Source organism: Streptomyces sp. NPDC053560, assembly GCF_044544605.1.
Classification (GTDB): Bacteria; Actinomycetota; Actinomycetes; order Streptomycetales; family Streptomycetaceae; genus Streptomyces.
Genome location: NZ_JBITXI010000006.1, coordinates 431,162 through 446,862, shown reverse-complemented (window position 1 = coordinate 446,862; position 15,701 = coordinate 431,162). Strand labels below are relative to the sequence as shown.

Sequence of the window (15,701 nt, the reverse complement as noted above, 5' to 3'; positions counted from 1 at the left end):
CATGGCGGACCTGACCATGGTGCTGGAGGCCACCGGTGCTCTCGCCGGTGCGGGTGGCCTCGGCTACGCCAAGGGCCATGCCCCGCGCGTGTACTGGTCGCTGGTCGGGCTCCCGGTCACGGTTGGCCGGTTCACCTGGACGTATGGCACCACGATGGACGTGTGCGGGCTGACGGTACAGCCGTCGAAGCTGCGGGCGTTCATGGTCCGCAACGTCGCCCGCCGCGAGGTCCAACCCGTACCGCCCAAGGTACGTCGGGTACGCGGCACCTCCACCGGGCTGGTGGCTACGCTGCGGCTCCCAGCAGGGCTGGAGACCTCGGACATCGCGGCGGCCACGGAACGGCTGCGGCACGCCTGGGGCGTCCACTCCGTCACCGTCGCCGAGACCAAGCCCGGCGTGGTGGAGCTGCGGATGACCGGCTACGACGTGCTGCGCCGGGTGAGGATGCCGCGTCGGCGGAAGGCTTCGGGGCCGATGGTGGTACCGGTGGCTTTGCGAGAGGACGGGTCGGTGTTCGTGCGCGACTACCGCCAGGTACCCCACAGCCTGACCCTGGGCGCCACGCTGTCGGGCAAGTCCATGTACCAGCGCAACCTGGTCTCGGAGCTGGCCAAGCTGGACGTGGGGCTGATCGGGATCGACTGCAAGCGCGGGGTGGAGCACAGCACCTACGCCCCGCGCCTCTCAGCCCTGGCCACCACCCCTGAGGACGCTTCACAGGTGCTGGATGCGCTGGTTGAGGAGATGGAGAAGCGCTTCGGCCTTCTCAGCATGCATGGTGTCTCGGACCTGTGGTCCCTGCCCGAGGACGTTCGCCCGGTGCCGCTGGTGGTCTTGGTGGATGAGGTGGCGGAGCTGTTCTTGACCACTGCGAAGAAGGAGGAGGAACGCAGGGATCGGATGGTCATGCAGATGGTGCGGCTGGGACAGCTCGCCCGTGCGATCGGCATCTACCTGGAGGTCTGCGGTCAGCGTTTCGGCTCGGAGCTGGGCAAGGGAGCCACGACATTGCGCGCCCAGCTCACCGGCCGCGTCGTCCACCGCGTCAACGACAAGCAGACCGCCGAAATGGGCCTGAACGACATCTCGCCTGAGGCGGTGGCCGCCGCCACCTCCATCGCCGCCAATCGGCCCGGTGTCGCGGTGGCCGGGGACTCCTCCGGCGGCTGGTCCCGCATCCGCACCGCCGAAACCACCCCGGCCCAAGCGGCAGCCGTCTGCCGGGAGTACGCCCACCTGGTCCCGGACCTGCCCTTCCTGGCCCCGTTCCGCCCGCACGTGCCGGCCGAACCCGCCACCGCTGACGCGCCCTCGCTGATCAAGCCCCAGCCCGTCACCGAGTAACACCCTCCCGCTCCCCGGTTGGCGCGACCATCTCGCGCCAGGTCCCTACCCCACCCATGCCAAAAACCCGACAAGGAGAAGCCTCATGTGCCCCACCTGCAACAACAGCCGCCTCGTCCCGCAGCCGAACAACCCCAACGAACTCACCGTCTGCCCCGACTGCGACGGCAACGGCAACGGCGGCAGCCTGCCCTTCGACGAATACCACCCCGACGTCGAATCCACGCGATGACCGCCATCGCTGCCCGTCCCGACCGGGCGGTACCGGACTGCCCGACCCCTGCCTGAGAAGAGGACGCGATGACCAAGCCTCAGGCCGAACGCACCGCGATCCTCGTCGCCGGGGCCGTGATCATGCTCCTGACGATTGCCGCGTTCTGGCTCTCCTACGCCCATCTCGCCTCGGTCGCCCAGTCCCACGGCCTCGGCTCCTCCCCGGAGCGTCGGTGGGCCTGGCCGGGCACCATCGACCTGTTCATCCTGGCCGGTGAGGTCCTGATGTTCCGCGCCGCGCTGCGGCACGTGACCGACTGGTGGGCGATCGGCCTGACCGTCGCGGGGTCGCTGGGCAGCATCGGCCTCAACGTCGCCGGAGTCGGCACCAATGCCCCGCTTCTGGACTACGTGGTCGCCGCCGTGCCACCGTCCGCCGCGCTGCTGGCCTTCGGCGCCCTCATGCGGCAGGTCCACGTCCTCGTCGTCGAACCGACGCCACAGCCCGAGCCAGCCCCCGAACCGGTCACCGTCGAACGCGCCTCCGAGCCGCCCCCGGCCGAACTGCCCGCTCCGGAAACGGTGCCCGAAGAAGCGCCGGATGCAGCAGACGAGCCGTCGCCGGAGCCCGTAGCGGTTGCGCCTTCGCCTCGGCCTGCCCCGTCGGCGCCTACGGTTCCGCCGGCACTGCTGGACCACGCCCGCAAGGTCGCCGACACCCACCAGGCCACCACCGGCTCCCCGATCGACGCCGACGCCCTCCGCGCCCGGCTCGGCGTCCCGCCGGCCCTCGCCGACGCCATCACCGCCCAACTCGCCTGAAAGGACACCTGACATGCCCCGCCCGAACCGCTTCTACGACTTACGGCGCATCGGCCCCGTCCAGGTCGGCTCCTACAACGACGGCCGTGGACGCACCAAGCACACCGCCTCCTGCACCGCCCCCGGCTGCCGCTTCTCGGTCGAGAAATGGGACCGCTCCGCCGCCGACCTCGCCGCCCGCACCCACCGCTGCTCCGCCTAGGAGGAACCGTCATGGATGTCCCGCTCTGGCTCGCCTTGATCGTCGTCGCAATCCTCGGCGTCAAGCTCGTCCGCCCACCGTGGTGGCTCGTGGCCATCTTCCTGCTCGGCGGCTACCTCCTCGCCGACAGCTTCCTCGGCCCCCTCCTCAGCACGGCCCTCAAGTAACCGCAACCGAAGGGAGGCAACCGTGCGCTCTCCGGACGCTCAGCTTCGCGCCAACCACCGCCCGGCCAGCCTGATCCCGCCCGGTATCCACCCCGGTGACGTGGTCGTCATCCAGGCTCCGCCCCGCTCCTACGCCGGGCCGATCCTGCTGACCATCACGATCTCCCTCGGCACGGCCTTCGTCATCGTCGTCCTGGCCGTCGCCTTCAAGGTCGCTGTCGCGGCCGCCGCTGCCGCCGTCCCCACCGTGGGAGGCGCCGGTATCTCGCTCAAGCTCGCCCGCAAGCGCTAAGCGGCCCCCGGGGCGGCCTCAACCGCCAAGTTTCCGCCGCCCCGGGCGCCTGACCCCTTCCAGATCCCCAGACCCGAAAGGGACTCCTCATCATGCCCGAGAACACCCCTGCCCGCGTCCGGCTCTGCCCCGACTGCGACGGCTTCCCCACCGTCGCCATCACCACCGGCCAGACCAACCCCGACGGCTCCCGTACGACCCTCACCGTCATCTGCCGGACCTGCGAGGGCACCGGCAGCGTGACCCGCCGTGCAGCTGCTCGTGAGGTGGCCGCGTGAGTGACGCCGCCACCCTGGCGGGCCTGGACCCGACCACCCTGGGGGACCTCCTCCGGGTGGCCGGGTCCCCCGGCTTCGAGCGCTGGGAAGACCAGATCCGCCGCACCGGCGGCTGCTCCGACCCGATCCACCTCACTGGCGCCACCAAGACCGTCGACCGAGCCACCGGCACTGTCCTGCACGCCTACTCCACCGATGCCGAGCCTGGTGGACGGCTTCGGGTGGCTTGCGGCAACCGCCGTGCCTCGCGCTGCCCCTCGTGCGCCTGGACCTACGCGGGCGACACCTACCACCTCATCCGGGCGGGCCTGACCGGCGACCAGACCAAGAACACCCCGGAGACCGTCCGCGACCACCCCCGCGTCTTCGCCACCCTCACCGCGCCGTCCTTCGGCCCGGTGCACAACCGACCGGACAAGGGTCGCCGTACCTGCCGCTGCGGCGTTCACCACCAGGAGGACGCCCCCGAACTGGGGACCGCGCTGGATCCGGAGCGCTACGACTATGCGGGGGCGGTGCTGTGGAACAACCACGCCGGTGACCTGTGGCGGTACGTCACCATCTACCTGCCCCGGGAGCTGGCCAAGCGCGCCGGCATCACCCAGAAGGCGCTCAAGGAACAGCTCCGGGTCTCCTACGGCAAGGTCGCCGAGTACCAAAAGCGCGGCGCGATCCACTTCCACGCCGTCATCCGCTTCGACGGACCCGACGGCCCCGACACCGCGCCCCCGGCCTGGGCCACCTACGACCTGCTCACCGACGCGCTCCGGGCGGCCGCCGCACGGGCTGAGATCGTCCTCGATCCTGTCGGCGACCAGCCGGAAAGGGTCCTGCGCTGGGGCACACAGCTCGACATCAAGCGCATCGGCGCCTTCGGAGCCGATGAGGACCTGACCGAACAGGCGGTGGCCTCCTACGTCGCCAAGTACGCCACCAAGGCCGCTGAGACCACCGGCACCGTGGACCGCCCCATCGGCAACAAGGAAGCCCTCGTGCTCCTCGATGTGCCGGACCATCCCGCCCGGCTCATCGCCGCCTGCCTCGACCTGCACGCGCTCTACCCCGGCCGCAAGCTCCGTGACTGGGCGCACATGCTCGGCTTCCGCGGCCACTTCTCCACCAAATCTCGGCGGTACTCCACCACCCTTGGCGCCCTGCGCCAGGTCCGTGCCGACTACCGCGCCGCCCAACAACGCGCCGCCCTCGGCCTCCCCGACCCCGACGACCACCCCGAAGCCACCACCCGCGTCATCGCCCACTGGGCCTACGCCGGCCACGGTCACACCCCTGGCGAATCCTGGCTCGCCGCCAACATCGCCCGCGAGATCCAAGCCAACCGCGAGACCGCCAAAGAAGTACGCGCCGAACTGGAGACAGAGGAGAGCTGGACATGAGCGCCCGCACGCTGCCCGAGCGGTTCCTGACCCCAGTCGACCTCGCGGACCTCTTCGGCGTACCGATCGAGACCGTCTACCAGTGGCGCCGCAAGCACACCGGCCCTCGCGGCTTCCGCGTCGGCAAGCACGTCCGCTACGACCCCGAAGTAGTCCGTCTCTGGGTCACTGAGCAGATGAGCGAGGCCGCCTGATGGCCGGACACATCCAGGACCGCTGGTACAAGACCGAGACCGGCCCCGACGGCAAGGATCGCAAGGTCAAGAGCGACCGCTACGGCTCAGGCATGCGCTACCGCGCCCGCTACGTCGGCCCGGACGGCACGGAGAAGAGCAAGTCATTCCCCGACCGGCAGAAGCGCCTCGCGGAGAAGTGGCTCGTCAACATCGAAGCCGACATGTCCCGCGGCCGGTACATCGACCCGCGGGCGTCCCGGACGACCTTCCAGCAGTTCGCCGAGCGTTGGCTGACCGCGCAGACCACCGATCCGACGACACAGATCGCTGTCGAGACTCGGCTACGGCTGCACGCCTTCCCCCGGATCGGGACGCGGCCCCTCGACTCCTTCCGGCCGTCCCACATCCAGCAGCTCGTCAGGGCTCTGGAAGATGCCCCGATCGAGGGAACGTACGCGCGCACCATCTACGCCAACGTACGGGCTGTCCTGTCGGCAGCTGTCGATGACGGGCTACTCAGCCGCAACCCCTGCAGCGCGAAGTCCGTACGTCCTCCGGCTGTTGAGTCCGGTCGCGTCATCCCATGGCTCCCGGAACAGGTCTTCGCCGTACGGGCCGCGCTCCCGGAGCGGTACCGAGCCATGACCGATGCCGGCGCCGGGTGCGGGCTTCGTCAGGGCGAGATCATCGGGCTTGCCGAAGATGATGCCGTGGACTTCGAAGCGAACACACTCCACGTCGTACGGCAGGTGAAGCTCATCCGTGGGAAGGCCGTGTTCGCGCCGCCCAAGGGCAACAAGGAGCGTGATGTGCCGCTCCCCTCCTCGGTCGCCGACGCGCTTCGCGATCACATGGACGCCTTCAAGCCGGTACCAATCACGCTGCCGTGGAAGAAGCCTGACGGTCCCCCGGTTACGAAGCGACTGCTGTTCACGAACACGGCCGGTGGCATCGTCTGGCGGAGCAACTTCAACGTGCAGGAGTGGAAGCCTGCCACCGCTGCGGCTGGGCTCATCCCTGAGCCCGGCAAGGGAGAGTCGTACGACTCGGCGCGCGAGCACGGCATGCACGCCCTCCGCCACTTCTACGCCTCGGTCCTCCTGGACGCCGGGGAGAACATCAAGGCCGTGAGTGAGTACCTTGGGCACAGCGACCCCGCGATGACGCTGCGGGTGTACGCGCACCTGATGCCCAGCAGCAGGGAACGCGCCCGCCGGGCCGTCGATCAGATCTTCCGCCCGGCCCAAACGGCCCAGATCGCGGCCTGACGGCCCACAGACGGCCCACGGCCCAAGCAGAAGCCCCCTACTAGCGGGAAAACCGCAGGTAGGGGGCTTCTTGCTACCTGTGAGACGCAAGTTCTCCAGGTGCAGGCATGGTCCATCCAGTGTGGCAGATCATCGAGGCCGCCCCGGGCGGGAGAAGGGTGGGGGCCGTCACCCTCGCCGTGGCGCCGGGCGGCCTCCCGGCCGTGGGCTGTCCGGTCGCCGCTGCGGGCGTACGGGCAGACGATGGAGGTGACGGAGCTGGTACGTGGGCTCGGCACGTCTCGGCGGCGGGACGCGCGAGCCGGAAGGAGGCGCAGCGTCATGGCCCAGTTCATGGACGTCCACCACGGGATGAAGGACCTCACGGCCGATCAGCTGCGACAGGCCCACCAGGCCGACCTCGACATCGAGAAGGAAGAAGGCGTCCACTTCGAGAAGGCCTGGGCGGACCCGGCGTCCGGCACGGTCTACTGCCTCTCCGAGGCCCCCTCGGCCGACGCGGTCCAGCGCATCCACGAACGCGCCGGTCACCGGGCCGATGAGATCCACCCGGTCCCCTTGTCCGTGTGACGGCTCGTCCGTATAACGGCTTGTCCGTGTGGCGGCACGGCCCCCGAACCGCGAAGAACCGCGGAGAACCGCGGGCAGGGAGGCGTACCCGACGATCACAGGCCCCCGCGCAGCTCGCGCGGGGGCCTGTGGGGTGGAGCGAGGAGGCGCGTCAGCCGGTGCCCACGAAGAGGACCAGGAGGAGCCAGACCACCGGGGCCGTGGGCAGCAGGGAGTCCAGGCGGTCCATGATGCCGCCGTGGCCGGGCAGCAGGGTGCCCATGTCCTTGATGCCCAGGTCCCGCTTGATCATGGACTCGCCGAGGTCGCCGAGGGTGGCGCTGGCGGCGACGGCGAGGCCCAGGAGCAGGCCCTGCCACCACGCGCCGTTCTCGATGAGGAACTCCATGCACAGCGCGCCCGCCGCCATGGCGAAGGCCACCGCGCCGACCAGGCCCTCGCGGGTCTTGCCGGGGCTGATGCGGGGGGCGAGCTTCGTACGGCCGAAGCGCCAGCCGACGGCGTACGCGCCGGTGTCGCTGACGACCGTGAGCAGCAGGAAGGTCAGTACCCGCTGCGGCCCGTCCGCGTCCGCCGCGAGCATGAGGGCCACGAACGTCGCCAGGAACGGCACGTAGAACGCCGCGAAGACGCCCGCCGTGACGTCCCGGAGGTAGTTGTCCGGAGGCTCCGTCATGCGCCAGACGAGGACCGCGAGCGCGGTGAGCGCCATGGCCACCCAGGCGCCCTCGGCCCCGCGTACGTATCCGGCGACGACCATGGCCGTACCGCCGACCGCGAGCGGCACCAGGGGCACGCGGATGTCCTTGCGCTCCGCGAGCCGGGAGGTCAGCTCCCAGAGCCCGACGACCACGGCGACCGCGACGACGCCCACGAAGACGGGCTTGTAGACGAACAGCGAGAGCACGATGATCACGCCGAGGCCGACGCCCACCCCTATGGCGGCCCGCAGGTTGCGGCCCGCGCTCTTCTTCGCCGGCTTCTCCGGGGAGGGGCTGTCGTCCGGTGCCGGCGGGGTTGTGGGCATGGGTTCCCGGTGCTGGTCATCGTGGAAGAGGGGGCCACTCTGCCGAGCGGCCCCCCGTTCGTCCCGGTGGTCGTCCTGGTCTCCGCCTGCGTCGGGCACGGTGGGCATGGGCCGAGTCTGCGCTGCCGCGGCCCAGTCGTGCACGGGACCCGCCGACGGGGCTGCCGGTACCGTGCCAGGTGGCCACGGACCGGCGCCGGGTGGGGTCCCGCCTGCCGAGGGCGTGGGGCGGGCCCCCCAGGATGACTCGTTCATCAGACCTCGAGCAGCTCGGATTCCTTGTGCTTGAGCAGCTCGTCCACCTGCGCGACGTACTTCGCGGTGGTGTCGTCGAGCTCCTTCTCGGCGCGGCGCACCTCGTCCTCGCCGGACTCCTTGTCCTTGACGAGCTTGTCGAGGGTCTCCTTGGCCTTGCGGCGGATGCTGCGGATCGAGATCTTCGCGTCCTCGGCCTTGTTCTTGGCGACCTTGATGAACTCCTTGCGGCGCTCTTCGGTGAGCTCGGGGAAGTTCACGCGAATGATGTTGCCGTCGTTGCTCGGGTTGACGCCGAGGTCGGAGTCGCGGATGGCCTGCTCGATGTTGCGCAGCGCGCTCTTGTCGAACGGGGTCACCACGGCCATCCGCGGCTCGGGCACCGAGAACGACGCCAGCTGGTTGATCGGCGTCAAGGCACCGTAGTAGTCCGCCACGATCTTGTTGAACATCGCCGGGTGCGCACGCCCGGTGCGGATCGCGGCGAAGTCCTCCTTGGCGACCACGACGGCCTTCTCCATCTTCTCCTCGGCCTCGAGGAGGATCTCTTCGATCACCACTTGCTCCTGGTCTTAATCGTAAGAAGCAGAGCCTCGCCCCTGCGCGCGTCTTCTCCTGCACGGTGTCCGACCGGCAGGCGGTTGTCCATCCCCGTGCCGTGCTCTTCCCACGGCCGGGAGTTGCCGCGCGTACGGGCTGCCGTCCGTACGGCTCGTACCGGCGAACTCGTGCTTCCCGTACGGCTCGTACGGTCGGCACGTGCTGCCCCTACGGATCGTACGGACGGGCACGGGATGCCCGTACGGATCGTACGGACACCTGCTGCCCGTACGGATCGCGGCGGTGCGGGCCGTCAGGCCCTGGTGCCCTGATCGCTGACGAGCGTGCCGATCTTCTCACCCTTTACGGCGCGCGCGATATTGCCCTCTGCGAGCAGCTCGAAGACGAGGATCGGAAGCTTGTTGTCCCGGCACAGCGTGATGGCGGTGGCATCGGCGACCTTCAGGTCGCGGGTGATGACCTCGCCGTACTCCAGCGCGTCGAACTTCACCGCGTCGGGGTTCTTCTTGGGGTCGGAGTCGTAGACGCCGTCGACCCCGTTCTTGCCCATCAGCATGGCCTGCGCGTCGATCTCCAGAGCGCGCTGGGCGGCGGTGGTGTCGGTGGAGAAGTACGGCATGCCCATGCCCGCGCCGAAGATGACCACGCGGTCCTTCTCCAGGTGGCGGATGGCGCGCAGCGGGATGTACGGCTCGGCGACCTGGCCCATGGTGATGGCGGTCTGCACGCGGCAGTCGATGCCCTCCTTCTCCAGGAAGTCCTGGAGGGCCAGGCAGTTCATGACCGTGCCGAGCATGCCCATGTAGTCGCTGCGGGCGCGGTCCATGCCGCGCTGCTGCAGCTCGGCGCCGCGGAAGAAGTTGCCGCCGCCGATCACGATGGCGATCTCGTACCCGTCACTGACCACGGCCGAGATCTCACGGGCGATGGCGTGCACGACGTCCGGGTCGACACCCAGACCTCCGCCGCCGGCGAACGCCTCCCCCGAAAGCTTCAGAAGGAAGCGGCCCTTCCCCTTTTTGTGGGCTTTGTCCGCGCCGTCGGCACCGTGATTCATTGCGCTCTCCTCGTGCACATACGAAGAAGGCCATTGCCGGGGAACTGGTCAGATCCCTGTGCGGCAATGGCCTCCTCGTCACATCTGCGGCCGACCGGTGAGCGGCCGACTGCGTACGACCCTAGCGGGGCCGCGGGTCATTCGCTGCCCTGCGACAGGCCCGGCCCTGAAGGCCGTGGCCCGGCGGCAGGGTTTCGGCTCGACTCAGATGCCGACCTTGATGCGCGCGAAGCGCTTCAGGGTGACACCGGCCTCCTGGAGGACCTTCTCGACGGACTTCTTGTTGTCGAGGGCGTACGGCTGACCGAGCAGCGTCGCCTCCTTGAAGAAGCCGTTGACGCGACCCTCGACGATCTTCGGCAGGGCAGCCTCGGGCTTGCCCTCCGCACGCGTGGTCTCCTCGGCGACACGGCGCTCGGCCTCGACGACGTCGGCCGGCACGTCCTCGCGGGACAGGTACTTCGGCGCGAACGCGGCGATGTGCTGCGCGATGCCCTTGGCGACCTCGGCGTTCTCCTTGTCGAGCTCGACGAGGACGCCGATCTGCGGGGGCAGGTCGGGCATGGTGCGGTGCATGTACGCGGTCACGAAGCCGTCGGTGAACTGCGCGAAGCGGTCCAGGACGATCTTCTCGCCCAGGTTCGCGTTGGCCTCGTCGACGAACGCCTGGACGGTCTTGCCGGCCTCGATCTCGGAGGCGAGCAGGGCCTGGATGTCGGCCGGCTTGGTGGCGGCGACGTGCTCGGCGATCTGCTTGGCGACGGCCTGGAACTTGTCACCCTTGGCGACGAAGTCCGTCTCACACTTCAGCTCGACGATGACACCGGAGGTGTTGTCGTCGGCGATGAGGGAGACGACGGCGCCGTTCTCGGCGGACCGGCCCTCGCGCTTGGCGACGCCCTTCTGGCCCTTGATGCGCAGCGCCTCGACGGCCTTGTCGACGTTGCCGTCGGCCTCGTCCAGCGCCTTCTTGCAGTCCATCATGCCGGCGCCGGTGAGCTCGCGGAGCTTCTTGACGTCAGCGGCGGTGTAGTTCGCCATGATCTGTGAATCTCTTCTCGAAAGTCGAAAGATCTACGGGTGAACGGCGGGGGCGGCGCTTGTGGCACCGGCCCCCGCCGTCATCATCCGATGCTGAGGTGTCAGGCCTGCTCGGCCTCGGCCTCGGCCGGCTTCTCGGCCTCGGCGGCGGGGGCCTCGGCAGCAGCCTCGGCCGGCTTCTCCTCGGCCTTGGCCTCGTCGGCCTTGGGCTCCTCGGCCTTCTTCTCGCCCTCGAGCAGGTCACGCTCCCACTCGGCCAGCGGCTCGCCGGCGGCCTTCTCGCCCTTGGCCTCGGCACCACCGGAGCGGGCGATGAGGCCCTCGGCGACGGCGTCGGCGATCACGCGGGTGAGCAGGGTGACGGAGCGGATCGCGTCGTCGTTGCCCGGGATCTTGTAGTCGACCTCGTCGGGGTCGCAGTTGGTGTCGAGGATGGCGACGACCGGGATGTTGAGCTTCCGGGCCTCGCCGACCGCGATGTGCTCCTTCTTGGTGTCCACGATCCAGACGGCGCTGGGCACCTTCTGCATCTCGCGGATACCGCCGAGGGTCTTCTCCAGCTTGGCCTTCTCGCGCGAGAGCACGAGAAGCTCCTTCTTGGTGAGACCGGAGGCCGCGACGTCCTCGAAGTCGATCTGCTCGAGCTCCTTGAGGCGCTGCAGACGCTTGTAGACGGTCGAGAAGTTGGTCAGCATGCCGCCGAGCCAGCGCTGGTTCACGTAGGGCATGCCCACGCGGGTCGCCTGCTCCGCGATGGCCTCCTGGGCCTGCTTCTTGGTGCCGACGAACATGACGGAGCCGCCGTGGGCGACGGTCTCCTTGACGAACTCGTAGGCGCGGTCGATGTACGACAGCGACTGGAGCAGGTCGATGATGTAGATGCCGTTGCGCTCGGTGAAGATGAAGCGCTTCATCTTCGGGTTCCAGCGGCGGGTCTGGTGCCCGAAGTGGACGCCGCTCTCCAGCAGCTCCCGCATCGTGACGACGGCCATGGCCGTTCTCCTTGTGTTTCTCGGTTCCACCGCGGCCGGGCGGCCGCTGTGCCTGACGCCCCTGCGCGCCTGCCTGCACGGGGGCTCCGGCATGAACCGGGACACCTATCCAGGACCGAGGGACGCGGCCACCGTGTGCGCTGCGTCTCCACTGCGCTTCGCGTGAAGCACGGGGAGTGACGCGCTGGTGGCGGGGCGTGCGAAGTCGACCCGGTCACCCGGATCGCCACAAGAAGTGTACGGGAACGCCGAACCGCCTAGCGACATGCCGCCGGAAGGGGACGGGAGGTGAAGCTTCGGATGCGCGTGGCTTCGCCGCACGTCGCCGTACCTGGCCGACCTCGCCGTACAGCGTGGGCCGGGTACGTCATGACTGTTCAATGCCTGCTCCGACACTCACACGGGTTACAGCCTTATCCACACCCAGACCGCCGTCCACAGCCCCTGCCCAAGATCCCCCGACCTCGGCCGGCATGCGCCACGGTCAGCTCATGCGCCAGTCATGCCAGTCAGGCCAGTCACGCCAGCTCACTCGCCCCTGTCCCTCTACAGCCAGCCGCCTCTCGCCGCCCCGTCCCGATCGGGGCACGGCGGGTGGTGGGGGTAGCGCGGGTGGTGCGGGCAGCGCGGGCACTACCGCTCACGCCCTCACCCATGCCCTCACCGGCGCCATCGGCTGCGTCGCGGGATGCGTCATCGGCTTCGTGTTCCTGGTCGGGCCGGCCCCCTTCCCCGCTCCGCCACCTGCGGTGGCGGCGGATGCCCACGGCGCTCGCGCTCCGACCACCGACCGCCCCCCTTCGGCGGAGCACGCCCCCAGCGGAACATCCGCAACCCGCGCCTGGCCGATCTCCGGCACAACAGGCGCGCGCCCCATCGTCCTGCGCCCCTGGTTGCCCCCATCCACCCCTTGGGCGGCGGGCCACCGCGGCGTGGACCTCGCCGCACGTGCCGGAGCGACCGTACGAGCAGCAGCCCCCGGCCGCGTCGCGTTCGCGGGCAAGGTCGCCGGCCGCGGCGTACTGACCATCGCCCTGTCCGGCACCGGCCGACCACCGCTCCGCACGACCTACGAACCGGTACGCCCCACGGTCGGCAAAGGCGCCCAGGTCAGAGCGGGCCAGCCCGTCGCCGTCCTCCAGTCCGGCCCGTACCACTGCGACACCGCCTGCCTCCACTGGGGCCTGCGCCGCGGCCGCGCGTACCTGGACCCGCTCTCCCTCCTCCCACCGTCCCTGCTCGCGAACGCCGCACGCCGCCTGCTCCCGGTCTTCCCCATCCCCGAACCCCCGGCCAGGCCCCCTGCCGACAAAACCCGACCCCCACCCCTCTCCCCCACAGCAACCGCCCTCGCCCCCAACACCGGCCTCATCACAATCACCGCAGCCATCGCGCTGGCAGCGACAGCAGCCTGGTCCCACACCCGCCTACACCACAGAAAAGCCCCCGAAGAGAACCGAAAGGAGGCGACGCCCTTGTAGTCCCTGGACACATACGGACACGGCGGCGCAACCCCTGACCAGGACGCTCCCAGCAACGACACGAGCGCGACGACCGACGTCGAGGGCAAGCACCGCCCCGGGCCGAAAGGGCACCGACGAGAGAACGGCCGGCACTGAGCCGGCGCGGCCGTCCCTGGACACGGGCACAGCCACCCGCGGGCGGGGGCCGGGCGGGGCCACATTCGCGCTGAGTCGGCCCCCTCGGGCGCGTGCGGGGCCACGTCCGGGCCCTGAGCCAACCCCTCGGGCGCTGAGCCGGTCCCCCTCAGGCGCGGACGCGGCCACCTTCGGGGCCGCGAGCGTGCCCCAGCGCTGGGGGGGCACAGCCAGCCGTGGTCGCGGGAACGACCGACGCTGAGCCCTGGGGGGACGGCCGGCGCTGGATCTGAGCTACGGCCGGTGGAACCGGTCTACGGCCGAGGGTGAAGCCAGGCTATGGCCACGCCCGACACCCGGTCGAAGGCACGACCGACGCCGAGCTGCGGGCAAACCGAAACCGGGGCCGGGAACGACCGACGCTGAGCCCTGGGCAAGACCGATGCAGGGTCCGGGCACGGCCGACGCCGAGCCCTGGGCGAGCCCGACGCGGGCCCCTGGACAAGGCCGACGCCGAGTCCGGGCACGGCCGACGCCGAGCCCTGGGCGAGCCCGACGCGGGCCCCTGGACAAGGCCGACGCCGGGTCCGGGCACGGCCGACGTGGGCTCGGCCGCGGCTGGAGGGGCAAGGCCGTCGGCGCGTGCTGGGCCTGGCCGGGCTGGGTTGAGCCGGGCCGTACCGGACTGGGCCTGGCCGAGCTGGGCTGGACCCGATCGAACTGAGCCGGGCTGAGCTGGGCCGGGCCGGGCTGGGCTGGGCTGGCCGGGCTGGATTGTCTCGGAGGTGGTGGTGGAGGGGGGCGGGGGGGGAGGCGGGAGAGTCAGCCTCGGACGCCGCGGAGGGTCATTGCCACCGCCGCCTCCGTGATCTCCGCCGGGTCCTCCGCAGCCCCCAGTTCGATCCTGCGGACCGCGGCGTCGACGACGCCCTGCAGGAGCATCGCGGCGAGCCTCGGCTGCTCGTGGCCGAGCGCCGCCAGGGCCTCGACGATCATGGCGATGAGGCCACCGTGCGCGGCGCGGATCTTCTCGCGGGCACCGGCGTCCAGCTCGCCTGCCGAGATCGCCACGACAGCGCGGTGCCGGCGGTCGCCGACGAGGGCGAGCTGCTGCCGTACGTACGCCTCGATCTTCTCCTCGGGCGTCTCGACGCGCTCCATCGCGGCTTCGACCTCAGCGGCCCATACCGGGAAGTCGACCGCGCAGAGCTCTTCGACGACGGCGGCGCGGGAGCGGAAGTACTCGTACACGGAGGAGCGCGCGAGGCCCGTTCGCTCGGCGAGGGCGGGGAAGGACAGGGCCTCCGTACCGCCTTCGGACAGCAAGGTACGAGCAGCGTCCAACAGGGCGTCGCGCTGCATGGTCCGGTGCTCGGCCACTGAGGCCGCTCGAATCCTGGGCACGCCACCACTGTACGGATGCGTCCCCGGCAGTGGCACTCCGCGGCACGGTGTAAAGCGTGGCGCGCGGCGTCAGCGGTGGTCAGCGGCCCACGTCGGCGAGCTTGGCGCGCAGCTGGAGGACGGACTTGGTGTGGATCTGGCTGACCCGGCTCTCGGTGACACCGAGGACGTTGCCGATTTCGGCGAGGGTCAGCCCTTCGTAGTAGTAGAGCGTGACGACGGTCTTCTCGCGTTCGGGGAGCGTGTTGATGGCCCGGGCGAGCAGCCGGCGGAGCTCACGGTCCTCGGCGATCTCGACCGGGTTCTCGGCGGCCGTGTCCTCGAGGGTGTCCATCAGGCTCAGCCGCTCGCCGCTCTCGCCGCCGGCGTGCAGCAGTTCTTCGAGGGCGACGACGTTGGCGAGGGACAACTGGCTGAAGACGGCGTGCAGTTCCTCGATCGGGATGCCCATCTCCGCGGCAACCTCGGCTTCGGAGGGGGTGCGGCGCAGCTGCGCTTCGAGCGTGGCGTACGCGCGCTCGACGGCCCGTGCCTTTTGGCGGACCGAGCGGGGGATCCAGTCCAGGGCCCGCAGTTCGTCGATCATCGCACCGCGGATGCGGGTGATCGCGTACGTCTCGAACTTGATGGACCGTTCCGGCTCGAATTTCTCGATGGCGTCGATCAGCCCGAACACACCGCTGGAGACGAAGTCGGCCTGCTCGACGTTGGGCGGGAGGCCGACGCTGACGCGGCCCGCGACGTATTTGACCAGCGGTGAGTAGTGCAGGATCAGTTGCTCCCGCAGCCGTTCGTCGCCCGTCGCCTTGTAGGAGCGCCAGAGCTCCTCTAGCGAGGTGGGCGCTGCCGGGCGCACGCTGCCGCGGGCGGCGGGAGGTACCGCCGCGCGGTCAGACCCGGAAGTGTGCTGGGGCATTCGTCGCCTTGAGCCGTTCTGCCGAGACGCTGGTGAAGAGGTGCGTGAGGGTCGTGTGGTCCGTGGAGGGCGGATGCCTTGCGAGCGTAGCGTGACTACGCCGTCGCAGTGTGCGATCAG

General features: G+C 70.0%; 19 protein-coding genes. 12 read left to right on the top strand and 7 right to left on the bottom strand.

Annotation, left to right across the window (positions count from 1 at the left end; translation table 11 throughout):
* Position 1: 1 nt before the first annotated feature.
* The 11 genes from ACIGQF_RS17440 to ACIGQF_RS17390 all read left to right on the top strand — a co-directional run bounded on the left by ACIGQF_RS17440 (position 2) and on the right by ACIGQF_RS17390 (position 6,730).
* The gene (locus ACIGQF_RS17440) at positions 2–1,348 is read left to right on the top strand and encodes an FtsK/SpoIIIE domain-containing protein (RefSeq protein ID WP_399710807.1); all 1,347 of its coding nucleotides are present in this window, start codon (positions 2–4) and stop codon (positions 1,346–1,348) included.
* A gap of 85 nt (positions 1,349–1,433) precedes the next feature.
* Positions 1,434–1,580, top strand: a complete 147-nt coding sequence (locus tag ACIGQF_RS17435; protein WP_399710805.1) for a hypothetical protein — start codon at positions 1,434–1,436, stop codon at positions 1,578–1,580.
* 68 nt (positions 1,581–1,648) lie between these two features.
* Positions 1,649–2,383, top strand: coding sequence for a DUF2637 domain-containing protein (locus tag ACIGQF_RS17430; RefSeq protein WP_399710802.1), 735 nt, complete (start codon positions 1,649–1,651; stop codon positions 2,381–2,383).
* A gap of 13 nt (positions 2,384–2,396) precedes the next feature.
* On the top strand, positions 2,397–2,585 hold the full coding sequence (locus tag ACIGQF_RS17425; RefSeq protein ID WP_399710800.1) for a mobile element transfer protein: 189 nt from the start codon (positions 2,397–2,399) through the stop codon (positions 2,583–2,585).
* Between the two features lie 11 nt (positions 2,586–2,596).
* Positions 2,597–2,752 (top strand): hypothetical protein, encoded by a 156-nt coding sequence (locus ACIGQF_RS17420; RefSeq protein ID WP_399710799.1) that lies wholly within the window; start codon positions 2,597–2,599, stop codon positions 2,750–2,752.
* Positions 2,753–2,774: 22 nt separating this feature from the next.
* A complete protein-coding gene (locus ACIGQF_RS17415) occupies positions 2,775–3,044 on the top strand; it encodes a hypothetical protein (protein ID WP_399710797.1) in 270 nt (89 codons plus the stop codon).
* Positions 3,045–3,136: 92 nt separating this feature from the next.
* A complete protein-coding gene (locus ACIGQF_RS17410; protein WP_399710795.1) occupies positions 3,137–3,322 on the top strand; it encodes a hypothetical protein in 186 nt (61 codons plus the stop codon).
* Positions 3,319–4,716, top strand: a complete 1,398-nt coding sequence (gene repSA, locus ACIGQF_RS17405; protein ID WP_399710793.1) for a replication initiator protein RepSA — start codon at positions 3,319–3,321, stop codon at positions 4,714–4,716. The genes ACIGQF_RS17410 and repSA overlap by 4 nt, the downstream gene beginning before the upstream one ends.
* Positions 4,713–4,910 carry a helix-turn-helix transcriptional regulator gene (locus tag ACIGQF_RS17400; RefSeq protein ID WP_399710791.1) on the top strand — a complete coding sequence of 66 codons (198 nt, stop codon included), beginning with the start codon at positions 4,713–4,715 and terminating at the stop codon, positions 4,908–4,910. Before repSA ends, ACIGQF_RS17400 begins: the two co-directional genes overlap by 4 nt.
* Positions 4,910–6,160: a tyrosine-type recombinase/integrase gene (locus tag ACIGQF_RS17395; RefSeq protein ID WP_399710790.1), complete on the top strand. Its 1,251-nt coding sequence runs from the start codon at positions 4,910–4,912 to the stop codon at positions 6,158–6,160. The genes ACIGQF_RS17400 and ACIGQF_RS17395 overlap by 1 nt, the downstream gene beginning before the upstream one ends.
* Positions 6,161–6,481: 321 nt before the next feature.
* The gene (locus tag ACIGQF_RS17390) at positions 6,482–6,730 is read left to right on the top strand and encodes an SCO4226 family nickel-binding protein (protein WP_399710788.1); all 249 of its coding nucleotides are present in this window, start codon (positions 6,482–6,484) and stop codon (positions 6,728–6,730) included.
* A gap of 151 nt (positions 6,731–6,881) precedes the next feature.
* Here ACIGQF_RS17390 and ACIGQF_RS17385 read toward each other — a convergent pair whose 3' ends face one another.
* From ACIGQF_RS17385 to rpsB, 5 genes are all read right to left on the bottom strand, one after another.
* Complete coding sequence (locus ACIGQF_RS17385; protein ID WP_399710786.1) at positions 6,882–8,012, bottom strand: phosphatidate cytidylyltransferase; 1,131 nt, start codon at positions 8,010–8,012, stop codon at positions 6,882–6,884.
* Positions 8,012–8,569 (bottom strand): ribosome recycling factor, encoded by a 558-nt coding sequence (frr, locus tag ACIGQF_RS17380; RefSeq protein WP_399710783.1) that lies wholly within the window; start codon positions 8,567–8,569, stop codon positions 8,012–8,014. Before frr ends, ACIGQF_RS17385 begins: the two co-directional genes overlap by 1 nt.
* 296 nt (positions 8,570–8,865) lie before the next feature.
* On the bottom strand, positions 8,866–9,630 hold the full coding sequence (gene pyrH / locus ACIGQF_RS17375) for a UMP kinase (protein WP_361556314.1): 765 nt from the start codon (positions 9,628–9,630) through the stop codon (positions 8,866–8,868).
* A 204-nt stretch (positions 9,631–9,834) separates the two neighbouring features.
* Complete coding sequence (gene tsf / locus ACIGQF_RS17370; protein WP_399710781.1) at positions 9,835–10,671, bottom strand: translation elongation factor Ts; 837 nt, start codon at positions 10,669–10,671, stop codon at positions 9,835–9,837.
* Between the two features lie 101 nt (positions 10,672–10,772).
* Positions 10,773–11,663 carry a 30S ribosomal protein S2 gene (rpsB, locus tag ACIGQF_RS17365; protein WP_361556308.1) on the bottom strand — a complete coding sequence of 297 codons (891 nt, stop codon included), beginning with the start codon at positions 11,661–11,663 and terminating at the stop codon, positions 10,773–10,775.
* A gap of 893 nt (positions 11,664–12,556) precedes the next feature.
* On the opposite strand from rpsB, the gene ACIGQF_RS17360 reads away from it, so the two are divergent.
* Complete coding sequence (locus ACIGQF_RS17360; RefSeq protein WP_399710778.1) at positions 12,557–13,144, top strand: peptidoglycan DD-metalloendopeptidase family protein; 588 nt, start codon at positions 12,557–12,559, stop codon at positions 13,142–13,144.
* Between the two features lie 939 nt (positions 13,145–14,083).
* Here ACIGQF_RS17360 and ACIGQF_RS17355 read toward each other — a convergent pair.
* The gene (locus tag ACIGQF_RS17355; protein ID WP_399710997.1) at positions 14,084–14,623 is read right to left on the bottom strand and encodes a TetR/AcrR family transcriptional regulator; all 540 of its coding nucleotides are present in this window, start codon (positions 14,621–14,623) and stop codon (positions 14,084–14,086) included.
* A gap of 121 nt (positions 14,624–14,744) precedes the next feature.
* Positions 14,745–15,581 carry an RNA polymerase sigma factor WhiG gene (gene whiG, locus ACIGQF_RS17350; protein ID WP_399710776.1) on the bottom strand — a complete coding sequence of 279 codons (837 nt, stop codon included), beginning with the start codon at positions 15,579–15,581 and terminating at the stop codon, positions 14,745–14,747.
* Positions 15,582–15,701: the final 120 nt, after the last annotated feature.

Bases quoted from the DNA above. Each gene is read 5' to 3' on its own strand.
- ACIGQF_RS17410 (WP_399710795.1), top strand. From the start codon at position 3,137: ATGCCCGAGAACACCCCTGCCCGCGTCCGGCTCTGCCCCGACTGCGAC.
- ACIGQF_RS17385 (WP_399710786.1), bottom strand. From the start codon at position 8,012: ATGAACGAGTCATCCTGGGGGGCCCGCCCCACGCCCTCGGCAGGCGGG.
- ACIGQF_RS17440 (WP_399710807.1), top strand. From the start codon at position 2: ATGGCGGACCTGACCATGGTGCTGGAGGCCACCGGTGCTCTCGCCGGT.
- ACIGQF_RS17395 (WP_399710790.1), top strand. From the start codon at position 4,910: ATGGCCGGACACATCCAGGACCGCTGGTACAAGACCGAGACCGGCCCC.
- rpsB (WP_361556308.1), bottom strand. From the start codon at position 11,663: ATGGCCGTCGTCACGATGCGGGAGCTGCTGGAGAGCGGCGTCCACTTC.
- ACIGQF_RS17390 (WP_399710788.1), top strand. From the start codon at position 6,482: ATGGCCCAGTTCATGGACGTCCACCACGGGATGAAGGACCTCACGGCC.
- ACIGQF_RS17400 (WP_399710791.1), top strand. From the start codon at position 4,713: ATGAGCGCCCGCACGCTGCCCGAGCGGTTCCTGACCCCAGTCGACCTC.
- ACIGQF_RS17425 (WP_399710800.1), top strand. From the start codon at position 2,397: ATGCCCCGCCCGAACCGCTTCTACGACTTACGGCGCATCGGCCCCGTC.
- ACIGQF_RS17435 (WP_399710805.1), top strand. From the start codon at position 1,434: ATGTGCCCCACCTGCAACAACAGCCGCCTCGTCCCGCAGCCGAACAAC.
- tsf (WP_399710781.1), bottom strand. From the start codon at position 10,671: ATGGCGAACTACACCGCCGCTGACGTCAAGAAGCTCCGCGAGCTCACC.
- ACIGQF_RS17355 (WP_399710997.1), bottom strand. From the start codon at position 14,623: ATGCAGCGCGACGCCCTGTTGGACGCTGCTCGTACCTTGCTGTCCGAA.
- whiG (WP_399710776.1), bottom strand. From the start codon at position 15,581: ATGCCCCAGCACACTTCCGGGTCTGACCGCGCGGCGGTACCTCCCGCC.
- ACIGQF_RS17430 (WP_399710802.1), top strand. From the start codon at position 1,649: ATGACCAAGCCTCAGGCCGAACGCACCGCGATCCTCGTCGCCGGGGCC.
- pyrH (WP_361556314.1), bottom strand. From the start codon at position 9,630: ATGAATCACGGTGCCGACGGCGCGGACAAAGCCCACAAAAAGGGGAAG.
- ACIGQF_RS17420 (WP_399710799.1), top strand. From the start codon at position 2,597: ATGGATGTCCCGCTCTGGCTCGCCTTGATCGTCGTCGCAATCCTCGGC.